The organism is Microcystis sp. M53602_WE12, from assembly GCF_030065455.1.
In the GTDB taxonomy this organism is placed as follows: Bacteria; Cyanobacteriota; Cyanobacteriia; order Cyanobacteriales; family Microcystaceae; genus Microcystis; species Microcystis aeruginosa.
On record NZ_JASJFB010000541.1, the window covers coordinates 1 to 13,949 of the forward strand.

Below are 13,949 nucleotides of genomic sequence, written 5' to 3' on the forward strand. Positions count from 1 at the left end.
CAAGCTTTTCTGGTCGGAACCCCCTAAGCCGAGTTTTCAAGGTGCTGCGCCGTCCACTTGGTTTTCGAGACTGGCCTTTTAATTCTAACGTAAAGCCAACCTAGAACGGCGGGGTTTCAGACCCAAAATTTCCGATGAACAATCATCTCTAGATGAAACTATTCGTAATATCACAGGAACTTAGGCTGATTCAAGCACAAACTTGAAAGAAATGCTTTAAAGTTCATTTTTGCCGTTATTTTGAGGTAATGCCGACTTTATCTTCAAATGTCTTGAACTCTTTTCTAACCTTGTTAATCTGTCAAATATCGTCATTTTTAAGGAGAATCAACCATGTCTATCGAATGTCCCACCTGTGGCTATGAAGGAAACCCCCCAGACGCTGAATTTTGCGAAACCTGTGGTGCAGAATTAGGAAATACTCTCCCCGTCACTCCGATTTCATCTCCTTCTTCCTCATTTACTCCTCCTACACAGGGAATACCGACCCCTCCATCTCTCACTCCTCCTACACAAGTAATACCGACCCCTCAACCTCTCACTCCTCCTACACAAGTAATACCGACCCCTCAAGTAATGACAGCACCGATGCAGATGACATCTCCTTCTCCCATAGGTGCAATGGCCACTGCGCGTTTAATTCCTCTGTTTAATGCACCCACTGCCGAATTTAAAATTTATAATAGCGCAGTGATTGGTATTTTTACACCGGGGAATCCAGTAGAAATTGATTTAGATTCATGTGCTAATAGTGATAAAGTGTCCCAACATCATGCTGAGATTACCTATGAAAATGGGGTTTGGATGATTAAAGATAGTTCGACTAATGGGACTTATATTAAAACATTAGGACAGGAAAAATTGGGCGCAAGAATTATGTCACCAACTCCCATTAATTCACGGGATACGATTGCTTCAGTGGTTTTTATCTTCGCTTTAAAGCAGCAAATAGAATCTGTAAATCAGGAACTACAATTAATGACTGAATTAACTCTACCAGATGGGTTGGACAAAATAGTTAATGATCTGGCTCAGGATCAAAAGATTGATAAAACAAAAAGTAAAAAGGCAATTATTAAACTTTTTAAGTTACAAAAAAGCTTATCTAAGCAAAAAGAAATAAACTGGAAACAGTTAATTGAAGATTATCAAACAGGAAAAAAAATAAAACCAACAGGTATTGTAGGAATAAAATCAGATAGTCAGACTAGAGAGGCTATAATCAAGGATATTAAAGTAAGTCTAGGGCTATCAACTCCTTCCTCTCCCTCTCCATCACCTTCTCTATCATCTTCTGTATCTCCATCCCCCTCTGTATCCCCATCACCCACTGTAGATACGAATTGGCAAACTAATGTCAAATCCTTAAACGCTATAGTTGAAGATAACGCTCATGATGATTCAGAAAAAGGAAAAAGAAAAGGGCTTATTGTTGAAATCTTAGATTTTCCAAAAGATACTCCTTAATGAGGATATAATCAAACAGGAGAACTCCCAACAGTTAAAAGAAAAAATTAAAGCTTTTCAGAAACAACAGTTTCATGAATGGAACACTTATGATGGTCTGATGTCAGAAGGTGGTGATACATATAAAAAACTCAATTCACTGGTATCTTCGATACCATCTAATCCCCCATAATCTCGACCTGAAATAGATGGTCTAGGTCCCTAAGTGGGTGTTGTGCTATCCTCTTATGAAAAACTAGATATACTGTAGGGACGCAAGTGTTGTGCGTCCTATAAATTAGCGTTTGATTGAGGAAAATCAAAGTCTATCTGCACTTAATCTTATTATCAATTAGACGGGAGAAAATCAATTCAAATTCGGTATTCAGCAAAAAGAACCATCAAAGTTATATATAACATTTCCCAATCTCATGAGGTACAGTCAATTAGTTGAAAAGCTAGTTCTGTATAGCTTTTACTTCCGACTTCCAACCTCATAATTCTGACTTCTGCTATAATGATTTTAACTATCTTCAAATAGCTTAATCTTATGACTTCCTATCAAACTCAGATAACCCTTGATAACTCTCAGCAAATCCTTCTCTCTAATTTACCCTTCAAAGAAGGAACAAAGCTGAATATTAATATTGAGGTTGTTGAACAAGATATAGCTGAATCTTCTTCCGATTTTGAAACGGTTTTAGAAAATACTCAAGGAATATGGACAAAAGGAGATGGGTTAGAATATCAACAGAAAATTCGAGAGGAATGGTCATGAAAAAACTGATAGATTCTTGTATTCTGATTGACCATTTTAATGGAGTTTCAGCAGCAACCAGCTATCTTAAAAAACATAAAAACGATGCTTGTATTTCTATCATTACTAAAGCAGAAGTCTTGATTGGATTTGAGGATGAAACCACCTTTCATCAAGCTCAACAAGTTTTATCCTACTTTCACCTAATAGAATTAGATCAAACTATCATCGATTTAGTTATCCAACTTCGTCGTGAACAAATCAGAAAAAAGTTGAACAAACTCCCCCATCAAAAGATCATACAATGGAAATTACCCGACGCAATTCAAGCAGCAATCGCCCTTCATTATAACCTTAAATTAGTCACTCACAATACTAAAGATTTCGACTTAACTGAACATCCCTTTGTTGAAGTTCCCTATACAGTTTAACCTAGTTTTTAAGATAGTAAAGTATCGTTCTAACATTAACTCATTTTGTGTCATGACTTGATCCTCATTAACTTTCTTTAGTCTATCCCATTTATCGAAGTTAAATGCGATCGCTGATCCAGCTTCGCCTAAATTTTATCTCAACTATAATAAAATTGTATTATTTAACCGCTCCCCTGCATAACTTCCCCCCTATCCTACGATAAAAGAATAGATAGAGACCCATTTTAGGGTGAGGTGATCGCTATTAACGGTACATAAATACTAAGCAATAATCCTTACTTTTGACAAAAAATCATGAGTACTATTGAGATTCACGAATTTAGTACAGGAGTTAAAGTACAATCTTCACAAGTTGGTACACAAGTTTTGTGGTGGGTGGAAGATTACACCGAAGAAGACTTTATGAATTGTACCTTAGAGCCGATTCCCGATGTGGTTTATCAAGCCATTGATGAGGAATTATTAAAAATTCCTTGCTTTCCTCAAAACGTGCCTGAAAAAGAAAAATTTGTTATAATCGGTCGAGAAGTTAAAAATAAAAAAGAGGCTTGGTCAATCATTGCTGTTATTAGTAAAGGGAAAGATCGCAACAGAGAAGAAGTATTATTATATCGTTATTTTATAGCGCAAGGATTAGGAAAATTAACGAATTTATTGGCATGGTTTAATACTAATAACAAGCCAACTTTCGACCCTTTTGATCAAAAAGATACCAGAAAAACCCACTTGTATGATGATTCTAATACCCGTCATAATGATGCTTTAAAACTGCCGCAATTTCAAGCATTATTACAAGAAAAAAATCCTTGTTTAGTGATTCCTCGTGATCTAAAGTGTACGGTTATTATGATCAATCAACTGGCAGAAAGAAGAAAAAATAAAAACAAATTAACCGCATGGGCCTATCAGATTGAAGAAATTTATAAACCCCAAACCTTTCAAGCGATTTATCCTCTAAACTCTGATGCTGAAAATTATCTTAGGAAAAAAGTTTCTCAAAGGTTTAAACCTAAAATTTTTAATAATTTATTGGGTTTTCTTAGTGATTTTTATCAACTAATCACCCATCCTATTAAAGTACCGCTCCTTCTTTTGGTGGGTATGTTTTTCGTTGGTGGAACTCTGATTTCTTTCCCAGCTTGTTTTGTTTTATTTGCGGTTTTTTCCTGGTCTATTGTATTTATTATTGGCATCTTAATCATGTTTTCGCTAGGCTTTTATTTAGGAGGTAGTTCCTAAATAAAATATAGCGGTTCTCGCATCTGTGCGGCACACTTAAACCTTTGCTGATTAAGCTGTTCAGGATCGGGAATGTACCTCTTGTGAATCAGAAACCCTATAAGAGATATTGTCAACTTTATTCCCTTGCAAAACTAAACCTCTTGCACAATTAATTTTTGATGGTTCAAAAACGGCAAAAATAAGGATTAAATTGCCTAAAATCTGTCAAGAGATCATGGAATTGATTATTATTCATTCTTAATTATCCTGACTACTGACTACTGACTACTGGCTACTTACTCCTAACAACAATTTTTGATTTTTACAAGAGGTCTATTAATAATCCGCCAAAAGTGAGAGCCTAAAAACGGGTATGGTGTCATAATGTGTTGTTTTCCTGATTGTCTGAAGATTGAACGCGAAAGGGAGGCGCGACATAATCGGAAGGTAAATAATTTTCGGGAATGGTTGTTGTATTTCCATCTCGTAGGGAGGTGTAACTGGGAGAGAGAATCTCAATCCCAGCTTCATTACACTTGTCTTGAATATTTTGATGGAGTTCTGAATAAATTATTACCATCAAATTGGGTTGGTTAGTGTAAGCGTTTAATTGATAACTGATGTAAAAATTATCTAAGCTAGTTTGCAGGACAAAAGGTGCGGGTTCTTTGAGAATATGCTCAGTTTCTAGAGCAGCTTCAATTAAGGTTTTGTGGGCTTTTCGCCAGGGCAGATCATACCCCAGGGTAATCGTTGTCTGAATAATTAGATTTCTGTTTAACTCCCGCGAGGAAATACTAAAGTTAATCACATTACTACTTAATAAAGATGAGTTAGGAATAGTAATGATTTTATTAGTGGGAGTACAAATGCGGATGACTAGGAAGTTTTTTTCAATTAGATCGCCAATTACATCTCCTACTTGAATGTGATCTCCGATGCGAAAGGCACGGGTATAAATAAGAATAATTCCCCCAATAACATTGGCGATTGCCGAAGTAGAACCAAGGGATAAAAGAAGACCAAGAAAAACAGAAACACCTCGGAAAGCAGGGGAATCAAAACCGGGCAAATAGGGAAAAGCAACTATTGCTGCTATGGCAATAATTATGACTAATAGGATATTGTAAGTCGGTTTAGCCCAATCAGTATAAAAACCAGGAATAACCAGATTTCCTCTTTCTATTGCTGTAAAAAAGGGCTTGATTAGCCCGATTAAGTAGTAAGTGATAAAAATGATTATGGCAATAATAAAGGCATTGGGAAGATATTGGCCAATAGAGGATAAAACCAGTTCTAATGATTGATAAAAATAGCCTAAAATACTCTCACCAAAAACTCTTGTCCAGGGAAATAAACGAAGTACAAATGTAGCATAATTAAATAATAATAAAAAGAGAACAAGTAAGCGAATTATCCGAAGAACTCGCAGCCAAAAAAAGCTTATATTAGAGGAAGATATGATCTCAACATTCCCGATTTGAATGCCTGGCGTCAAGGATTCAATCAAACGTCTAATAAAGGGAAATAGCTTCCCTGAAGTTTTGATAACTGCAAAGCTAATAATCAGGAAGGCAAAGCTGGCTATAACCGTATAAATGATGTTCTTAAGTAGTTGTTCGGGTTTTCGATCTTGGCGATATTGAGCGATAGCAACCTGAATTTTTTGTAAAGCTTGTTGAGCTAAAACCTTCGGCGTTGAACGATAGGCTTTTGCATCTCGCTCCGTCACCGTTAGAATTACTTCTTGATCTACACTTAAATAAAGTGAGTTATCATCAGGAATCTGCTTAATTGTCAGGTTCTCAACAGGAATAGAATCATTTTGAGCAATTCTTTCAATTCTCCGGGTAATAGCGTTAGCTCTCTCCTCCGCCGAAAATGAAGAAACTCCACGCCGGATAAAAAAGAGAGTTTTTCCATCTAACATAACTGGAAAGCCGTCAATTTTATTTTCCAGTTGTGTCGGATTTTGAGCTATTCCCAAAAGAGGAGAGGTGAGAGTCAGTAGTAAAACTACGATAAATATTACCAAAGTATGTCCAATTTTTTTCATCCATCTTCTAGTTCTAGATGGTTTACTTGGCATTAAAGATATTTGATTAATATCGAAAAATGGTACAGATTTCATAGGATTAAGTCAGATTTTTTTGGGTGTATTCGGGTAAGATTTAGGCATTACTGTCCTCGATGAGGTACGGATATACTAGGTTGAGACAGGAGTGGAAAAATTGCCAACACCAAAACTCTGTAAGGGTTGCCAATATTTAGGAAATTTAAGCGAGTTTTTCCTCAACATCTGTTAGTGATGGAAATGGGAACCAGATAATTTTGACTGATAATGAGACTGAGATTGAAAAAATGCGATCGCTGAATGAATGTCCCGCAACAACAGAGCCGCCATGTCGCGACTAAATCCCTCCTTGATCACCACGCGCTGCACGGTTAAATCTTGGCGATTTTTCGGCATTGTATAGGCAGGAACTAACCAACCCCGCTCGCGCAATTTATCAGCCAAATCGAATAAACTATAATTAGCTTGATCGCTAATTGTCTCCTTTAATTTCCAAGCAAAAACTGGAATAGTGCTGCCATCGGTAATTAATTCAAACAGTCCGATCTTAGCGATTTCCCCCGATAAATACAAGGCCGTATCTCGACAGGCTTGATGAATTTGTCGATAACCCTCCTTACCCAGTCGTAAAAAATTATAGTATTGAGCGACTACTTGATTGCCGGGACGAGAAAAATTCAGAGCAAAATTAGGCAGATCACCGCCTAAATAATTACAATTAAAGATTAATTCTTCTGGTAATTCTTGCCGATCTCGCCAGATAATCCAACCAACACCGGGATAGACTAAACCGTATTTATGCCCGGAAGCATTAATCGATTTAACCCATTTGAGGCGAAAATCCCAGACTAAATCGGGATCAAGAAAAGGGGCAATAAAACCACCACTAGCACCATCGACGTGCAGGGGAACTTGCCAGCCGGTTTCTCTGTTCAATTTTTCCAGGGCATCATTAATTTCTTGGACGGGTTCGTAACTACCATCAAAGGTACTACCCATAATGGCAATTACCCCGATCGTATTCTCATCAATTAGTTTAATTGCTTCCGTCGCATTGAGATGAAAACGATTCCCTTCCATCGGCACAAAACGCGGTTCTACCTCCCAATAACGACAGAATTTTTCCCAACAAACCTGCACATTAATGCCCATGACTAAATTAGGTTTATCGGTGGGTTTACCCTCTTTTTGTCGGCGATAGCGCCGCTGCCATTTTAAAGCCATGCCTCCCAACATCGCCGCTTCACTGGAACCAATGGTAGAACAACTGGTTGCCGCTGCGCCTTTGGGAGCATTCCAGAGTCTAGCGATCATATTCACACAACGCAATTCAATTTCGGCGGTTTGTGGGTATTCATCCTTGTCGATCATGTTTTTATCGAAGGTTTCCGCCATTAATTGTTTGGCTTCCAGTTCCATCCAAGGGTGACAAAAGTAGCCAAATTCAGGCGAGAATTACCATCAAGGGCGAGTTCATCCCAGATTAAATTATAGGCCACCGCCGGCGGCATTTCTCCCTCGGGAATCTCGTATTTAGGTACGGCGGAAGTCAGGGCGCGGGAAGCATAGGTGGGGGTAATTAGTGTCTCTTCTGGACCTAGGCGATCGAGATTAATTTTCTGATGAACCATAACTTCCTTAATAAAATATCTTTTTTGCTTAGAGTAAATTACCAATCATCCCAAAAATAATAGCAATAATCAAGACGGATAAAGAATAGGAAAGCATCCCGTAGGTTGCTACCAGCCGCCGCATTGCCGTACTATTAATACTTGTATCGGAGGTTTGATAACAAGCCGCCATACAAAAACCTTGATAGAGAAATTCCCTCCAATTAGGTCGATCGCAATCGGGAAAAACTAGGCCTTTACCATCATGATAGTAGCGTACTGCATATTCTTGGCTGTAGATCAATTGTATGGCTAACCAAGCACTAATAATACCCAAAAAACCACAGGCAAAATGAACGATGGCGTGTTCGGAAGCGATCAGATAAATTAATAGTCCGAAACTGCCGATCGTATAAAATAGGGATTCCAGAAATGCCCCCCGATGATTGGGAGGTTTTAATAGTTCTAGCTGCCAGGGGGCAAGGCAAGAAATTCTGTAAGCTAGTAACATAATTGCCACTATCAAAGCGAAAAGAAAAGCTAAAACCAGTCGCAGAGTAATAGTCACCGGCAGCATTAAGACAATCAGAGCGACAATTATTTGACAGAGCCAGCGAATTTGAGTATAGCTGGGTTTTCTAGCGGTTTTTTTGACCATAGATCAAAGCAGAATTATCCCTAACTATTCTCTCATAAAAATCTGCGGGGTAAATTATGCGATCGCTGCTTGTAATTCCGGGCAACTGTACCAACTCCAAGGCCCGTCTAAAACTGGTTTGATATTCAGTTCTTCACGCCATTGATCTAAGGGTTTTTCTAATCCTTCTTCCCACTTGATCGGGAATAGAGGTTGGGCCTGGCGACCGATGGTAATTCCCCGAGAAATTAAATCGAATTTGTAACCGAGAGTTTTATTTAAATCGGCATCACTTTCTACCTCACTTAACAGAGTATCACTGGTAAAAAAAGTCATCAGTAAAGAGAGGATATCGATGAGGAGAAAAGTAGGATAACGAGTTTGAGCGACCGTGACAGAAATTACTCCCAATTCTCCAAGAGTATCTAAACTAAACCCGGTGAGAATGTGATGGATATCGTGGGTTTTATCAATGCGAAAACCAATATAGTCGGCATCGGAATCAAATTGCTCGCGTTGGGGATAAAATTGCGGATCATAGCCCAAAGTGTGCATAATTGTGCCGTAAGTCCAACCGAGAGAACCTTTCGGCATTTTTAACATTGCTTCGAGATCGTAGGGTTTGCCGATGTATCTTTCTTGCACTAATTGAGCGGAAGCTGGTTCTTGCAGAACTGCTTTTACACATAACTCCATCGGGCGACTATTGACCAATCGGCGCTCGATTTCCCAGACATTAGCCGTTTCTTGGCCAGCGCCGGCCGCTAGATCGACAAATTCCAGAAATCGATGCAAATTTTCGGGTGTGGCTAATTGATTGATGTATCTGTAACTCATGGAATTCTCCTCATCGGTAGATAAATTTACAGGCTGCTTAGAACAAGTGTATTAATAGCGCAGGGGGCCACCGTAACCACCGTATAAACCGACCCCGCGGGTACCGGCCCCCACCCCGTAAAAGCCAGGACCGACACCACCACCAACACCAATCCAATCGATAAATAGGGAAGTTGCCCCGCCGGTTTTAGGTAGAGTCCCTTCGATTAGCTTGTAGCTATAAATCAAGTCCTTGCCATCGATGACGGGATTGCTAATCTCGACGACAATTATGGTATTGTCTTGACGGCCAGGTTCATAGACCGAGAGGGTAGCATTGGGGGGATCGTTGGCAAAATTATCTTTTCCCGCCCTAGCTGTCCACTCATCCATGTAGGCTGCCATGGTCAGATTACCAGCAATCCGGTTTGGGCGATCGGAAAAGTATAATGTCTGTTTGTTGACATTCACCAGGCGAATTGTTTTTGCGACGGGATCTACCTTAAGATCTTCTGCCGTTTGCACGAACATTAACTGCACTTTTTCTTGAGCAGGAGTAGTCTGGGCTACAGAAATATTGGGCATCCCCCAGCTATTGATTGCCATGGCCGCTACTCCCAGAAAAAGTGTATAACGAAAACGCTTCAGGGATTTGGTCAATTGCTCAGAATTTCTCATGATTGCTCTCCTTAATACCCAGTTTAAATATACAACAGCTTATTTGATATTTCCAGTAATTTTCTTAGCTAACTATAGCGTTTCTGATTCACAAGAGGTACATTCCCGATCCTGAACAGCTTAATCAGCAAAGGTTTAAGTGTGCCGCATAGATGCGAGAACCGCTATATTTAGACTAATTAGTAATTGGCTATGATGGTAGTTTCGGAACGATCTGATCGACAAAAATATTAATCAAACCTGTCACCATAAATTGTACTCCGATCGCCGCTACAAATAGGCCCATAACTCGCTGAGTAATACTCAAGCCAATATCTCCTAAAAGTCTTTGTAACCATTGGCCAGCCGCGAGGATGAGAAAGACTAAAAAACTGACTAAAATTGTCATCAAAATCAGTTCAATGCCCGTACCACTACCTAGCCTTGATTCGGCTTCACTGGCATAAAGAATAACGTTAGCAATAACCCCAAGACCCACTAATAAAGGCATAGCCATAGGAATAACAATCTGCCGATAAACTGACTTAGCTTCGCTGAGATAATCCCCGCCTTGCTCATTAATTAAAAGCTCTTTTGTCCCTGCCCCAGAACCGTTAACAATGTTGATACCGATAATCAACAAAAGCACGCCACCAGCTAGGCGAAAAGAGTCTAAGGTGACGCCAAAGAATTTTAGCATTGCCGTTCCGATAAACATAAAAATCAATAACAAACACAAGACAGTTAACGAGACAAATAGAGCCACGAGTCGTTGTACTTCTTTACGTTCGCGAGCGGTGTAACTAATAAAAATCGGCAGCATTCCCAGAGGATTTAAGAGGGCGAATAAAGTGATGGCAAAGTTTCTCAAAAAAGACCATTCCATAGGACAAAGTTGCTAATTTAAGCTCAATTTTTTTGCTTTTAACCGAGGGATAGTCTAGATAAAGCTACCAGTATCGCAAGTCCCCTTTTCTACTGCCTGGCCATGATAATTTTCAGACGTTCCTCCGGGTCGATCAGGTGGTCATGATTGTCCGTACCCAGATCCAATTGAACCCAGCCGATCTTGCCGGTGAAACGACTGGTTTTCGAGGTATATTCCGCCGCCACGGGGGTACCAGATTCGTAGCCGATATCCGTGGTTTCGTCGGCGGAGAAAATAAAAGCCTGAGTTCGTTCTACCCGACCCGTACCCACTGGTTGACCGTCGTAGTAGAGGGTGACATTTCCCCCCCGTCCTAAACCACCACCATCGTAGGCAAACTCCATCCGTACCTGATGCTTGCCAGCCTGGATCGTCTCCGTCGCCTCGGTGACAAAACTTTCAATCCCCAGCACGTTATAGACGAACTTGGCTTTTCCATCGTGGCTATAGACACTCCAACCACCGAAGCGGCCGCCTTGGGCGATAATCACCCCGTCCGCGCCTTCCGGGGGAATTTCCAGTTCCGCCGTTACCGAGAAGGATTTATTTTTGATGTTGATGACGCTATTTTCAGACAAACGCCCCATCCCGGCAAAGAATAATTGCGAGTTTCCCCGCACGAGGGTAGGCCGGCCAGCGGTGGCGGGATCGACCCGTTCCACTTGGCGATCGTCTAGGGGCAGTACATTATATTTAACCGCCTCGATCAGAAATTGTCGCTGTAGTTCGTGCAGTTTCTCTGGCATTTCCTGGCAGAGATCCCGAGCTTGCGTCCAATCCGTACTGCCGTCGTATAGTTCCCAGATATCATCGTCGAAAGGAACCATCGTCTGTCCAGTCATCACCCACGGGGTGCGGTGCTTGGTAATCGCGCTCCAACCCTTGTAATAGATGCCCCGATTGCCAAACATCTCGAAATACTGCACATCATGACGTTCGGGGGCGGCTGCGTCGTTAAAGGTATAAACCATACTCGTACCCTCGTAGGGACTTTGTAGGACACCGTTAACCATCGTCGGTTCGGGAATGCCTACCACTTCCAACACCGTCGGGGCCACATCAATGACGTGACAGAATTGGTGACGAATCCCACCTTTTTCCTGGATGAGTTTGGGGTAACGAACAATCGTACCGTTGCGGGTGCCGCCCCAGTGGGAAGCGACCTGTTTCGTCCACTTATAGGGGCTACTCATCGCCCAGGCCCAACCGACCGCGTAGTGATTATAGGAATCGGGCGCACCGAAGTCATCTAGTTTCGAGAGGAGAAATTCCGGGGTTTCTAGACTCGCTAACCCGTTAAAGTTGGCCATCTCGTTAAACGCGCCCTGAAGCGTTCCCTCGGCGGAGGCACCGTTATCACCGACGATGACGTAAATTAGCGTATCGTCGAGGATTTCTAGCTTTTCTAAGGCTTGAATCACTCGTCCCACCTGATCATCGGTATGTTCCAGAAAGGCGGCGTACACCTCCATCTGGCGCTCTAATACCGGCTTCAGGCGCTCGTCCATGTCATCCCATGGGGGAATTTCGGCGTGACGGGGGGTGAGTTCGGCATTTTGGGGAATTACGCCCAGTTCTTTCTGTCGGGCAAAGGTGATCTCACGCTGGCGATCCCAACCGTGAGCGAATTGGCCTCGATACTTGTCGATCCACTCCTTCGGGACGTGGTGGGGGGCGTGGGTTGCGCCAGGGGCGAAGTAGGCAAAGAAAGGCTTATTGGGGGCGAGAGCTTTTTGTTGACTAATCCAAGCGATCGCTCGATCGGCCAGATCCTCGGTCAGGTGATAGCCTTCCTCCGGAGTTTTCGGCGGTTCGATCGGGGTTGTTCCCTCGTACAGTGCCGGCTCCCACTGGTTATTTTCGCCACCGATAAAGCCGTAGAAATACTCGAATCCACCCCCGCCAGAGGGCCAAGCGTCAAAGGGACCGATCGGGCTGGTTTGCCAAACCGGTACTTCGTGGCATTTACCGAACTGCGCCGTGGAATAGCCGTTTAGCTTCAGGGTTAAGGCAAGGGGGGCTTTGGTGTTGGGACGGACGGAACTCTGTCCAGGGGCGGAGGTGGCGGTTTCGGTGATGTTGCCCATGCCGACCGAGTGATGATTCCTTCCAGAGAGCAAAGCCGCACGACTGGGAGAACAGAGGGCAGTGGTATGAAAACGGGTGTATTTTAACCCAGCCGCCGCTAATCGCTCGAAAGTGGGCGTATTGCAGGGACCACCGAAGGCACTGGCGGCTCCAAAACCCACGTCATCGAGCAGCACGATCAGCACGTTGGGTGCGCCAGCCGGCGGTCGGATATCTCGAATCGGGGGATAGTGGGTGTCGGGATTCTTGGCGTCGTAGGTGGTTAGACCGAAGGGGGTCAAGTCGGGAATCGGTAGAATTTGGCGTTGGATCGGTTTGTCTTGGGTCATCTTGAGGGCTCCTTTTAACCTTTTAAATTTGCGATCGAGAGGTGAAAATCGGAAAAATCGGCTATTTCGTTGACAACGGCAATACATGATCGCATTTTTAAAGTTTAATCAATAAGATGACGGCGTTGCCGAAGGCACTGCGTTCTCGAAGAGCGGCGAAGCCTAGCAGACCACACTAATTTGATTTTCTGAGCCAATTGATTAAAAGATTTTTAATGCGTATTAGTCTTTCTGGTGAGATATTTCCTAAACGGGCATTGATTACAGATGATTCGACACTTGTTAATCGTCCTAGCCGAATTAAAGAAGCCACTTTAAGTCCAGTAGTAATATAGTCAGAATCTGAGGTATTAATAATTTCGTCAAATCCTAAAGTAGCTTGATGGAGACGAGAAGAAATTAAAGCAAGTAATAAATCACGATGGCGACTTGGTGAAATAGCAAAAATAATTAAAGCTGGACGTAGTTTTCCTGATTGCAAGTCTGCTTGAGGAAAACGAATTAGAACAATATCACCTGGTTTCATAGTTGATAAATTTCTTGAGCATCTGCTAGGGAATATTCAATTTCATCTTCTTCTTTAAAAAATTGCTCTAATGCAAATTTTTGCCAGTCTTCATCTTGCCAATTAGTATATTCTGAAATGTTGTTTGGCTCAGGGGAAATTAATCGGGTAAAGTTGGCAATTTTTTCAACAATGTGATCGGGTAATCGGTTAATCTGTTGGTGAAGTTCTTCACGAATTGTAGCCGACATAAGTAGGGAGGCACAATTATTTGTAGGGCTCTTCGGTTTGTGTTATGCAATGGATGGGGGTTATAAGGGATGGAACCCTTATAGAGAAAGGCATTTAGCGATTTTTGTCAATTGTTTTTTATCTAGAGCGAACTAATCAATTAAGTCTCTTGCCAGATAAGGATTTAGTCGATTTATGCCCCCCTATCGAACCATA

14 protein-coding genes are annotated in these 13,949 nt (G+C 41.8%); 4 read left to right on the forward strand and 10 right to left on the reverse strand.

The features are described from left to right. Positions 1 to 621: 621 nt before the first annotated feature. The 4 genes from PX482_RS17460 (at position 622) to PX482_RS17475 (ending at position 3,876) form a co-directional block, all read left to right on the forward strand. A complete protein-coding gene (locus PX482_RS17460) occupies positions 622 to 1,467 on the forward strand; it encodes an FHA domain-containing protein (protein WP_288094945.1) in 846 nt (281 codons plus the stop codon). Between the two features lie 529 nt (positions 1,468 to 1,996). Further along, positions 1,997 to 2,224 (forward strand): hypothetical protein, encoded by a 228-nt coding sequence (locus tag PX482_RS17465; RefSeq protein ID WP_004159378.1) that lies wholly within the window; start codon positions 1,997 to 1,999, stop codon positions 2,222 to 2,224. Next, complete coding sequence (locus PX482_RS17470; protein ID WP_004159379.1) at positions 2,221 to 2,634, forward strand: PIN domain-containing protein; 414 nt, start codon at positions 2,221 to 2,223, stop codon at positions 2,632 to 2,634. The genes PX482_RS17465 and PX482_RS17470 overlap by 4 nt, the downstream gene beginning before the upstream one ends. A gap of 297 nt (positions 2,635 to 2,931) precedes the next feature. Further along, entirely contained in the window at positions 2,932 to 3,876 is a 945-nt protein-coding gene (locus tag PX482_RS17475; protein WP_288055922.1) for a hypothetical protein, read from the forward strand. 361 nt (positions 3,877 to 4,237) lie between these two features. Here the strand turns inward: PX482_RS17475 and PX482_RS17480 are convergent, their stop codons facing one another. The 10 genes from PX482_RS17480 to PX482_RS17525 all read right to left on the reverse strand — a co-directional run bounded on the left by PX482_RS17480 (position 4,238) and on the right by PX482_RS17525 (position 13,753). Next, complete coding sequence (locus PX482_RS17480) at positions 4,238 to 5,989, reverse strand: mechanosensitive ion channel family protein (protein WP_288027773.1); 1,752 nt, start codon at positions 5,987 to 5,989, stop codon at positions 4,238 to 4,240. Between the two features lie 171 nt (positions 5,990 to 6,160). Further along, the gene (gene gad / locus PX482_RS17485) at positions 6,161 to 7,351 is read right to left on the reverse strand and encodes a glutamate decarboxylase (protein WP_288094946.1); all 1,191 of its coding nucleotides are present in this window, start codon (positions 7,349 to 7,351) and stop codon (positions 6,161 to 6,163) included. After that, positions 7,327 to 7,563, reverse strand: a complete 237-nt coding sequence (locus PX482_RS17490; RefSeq protein WP_288027769.1) for a hypothetical protein — start codon at positions 7,561 to 7,563, stop codon at positions 7,327 to 7,329. The genes gad and PX482_RS17490 overlap by 25 nt, the downstream gene beginning before the upstream one ends. A 28-nt stretch (positions 7,564 to 7,591) precedes the next feature. After that, positions 7,592 to 8,200 (reverse strand): DUF1345 domain-containing protein, encoded by a 609-nt coding sequence (locus PX482_RS17495; RefSeq protein WP_288094947.1) that lies wholly within the window; start codon positions 8,198 to 8,200, stop codon positions 7,592 to 7,594. Positions 8,201 to 8,254: 54 nt separating this feature from the next. After that, the gene (locus PX482_RS17500; protein ID WP_002760903.1) at positions 8,255 to 9,016 is read right to left on the reverse strand and encodes a Coq4 family protein; all 762 of its coding nucleotides are present in this window, start codon (positions 9,014 to 9,016) and stop codon (positions 8,255 to 8,257) included. Positions 9,017 to 9,067: 51 nt separating this feature from the next. After that, positions 9,068 to 9,673: a hypothetical protein gene (locus PX482_RS17505; RefSeq protein ID WP_002760901.1), complete on the reverse strand. Its 606-nt coding sequence runs from the start codon at positions 9,671 to 9,673 to the stop codon at positions 9,068 to 9,070. A 190-nt stretch (positions 9,674 to 9,863) separates the two neighbouring features. Continuing rightward, a complete protein-coding gene (locus tag PX482_RS17510; RefSeq protein WP_002760900.1) occupies positions 9,864 to 10,538 on the reverse strand; it encodes a MarC family protein in 675 nt (224 codons plus the stop codon). An 89-nt stretch (positions 10,539 to 10,627) separates the two neighbouring features. Further along, entirely contained in the window at positions 10,628 to 12,997 is a 2,370-nt protein-coding gene (locus PX482_RS17515; RefSeq protein WP_002760899.1) for an arylsulfatase, read from the reverse strand. Between the two features lie 175 nt (positions 12,998 to 13,172). Further along, positions 13,173 to 13,523, reverse strand: a complete 351-nt coding sequence (locus PX482_RS17520; RefSeq protein WP_288027765.1) for a type II toxin-antitoxin system PemK/MazF family toxin — start codon at positions 13,521 to 13,523, stop codon at positions 13,173 to 13,175. Further along, positions 13,520 to 13,753 (reverse strand): hypothetical protein, encoded by a 234-nt coding sequence (locus PX482_RS17525; RefSeq protein WP_002760897.1) that lies wholly within the window; start codon positions 13,751 to 13,753, stop codon positions 13,520 to 13,522. The genes PX482_RS17520 and PX482_RS17525 overlap by 4 nt, the downstream gene beginning before the upstream one ends. Between the last annotated feature and the right edge of the window lie 196 nt (positions 13,754 to 13,949).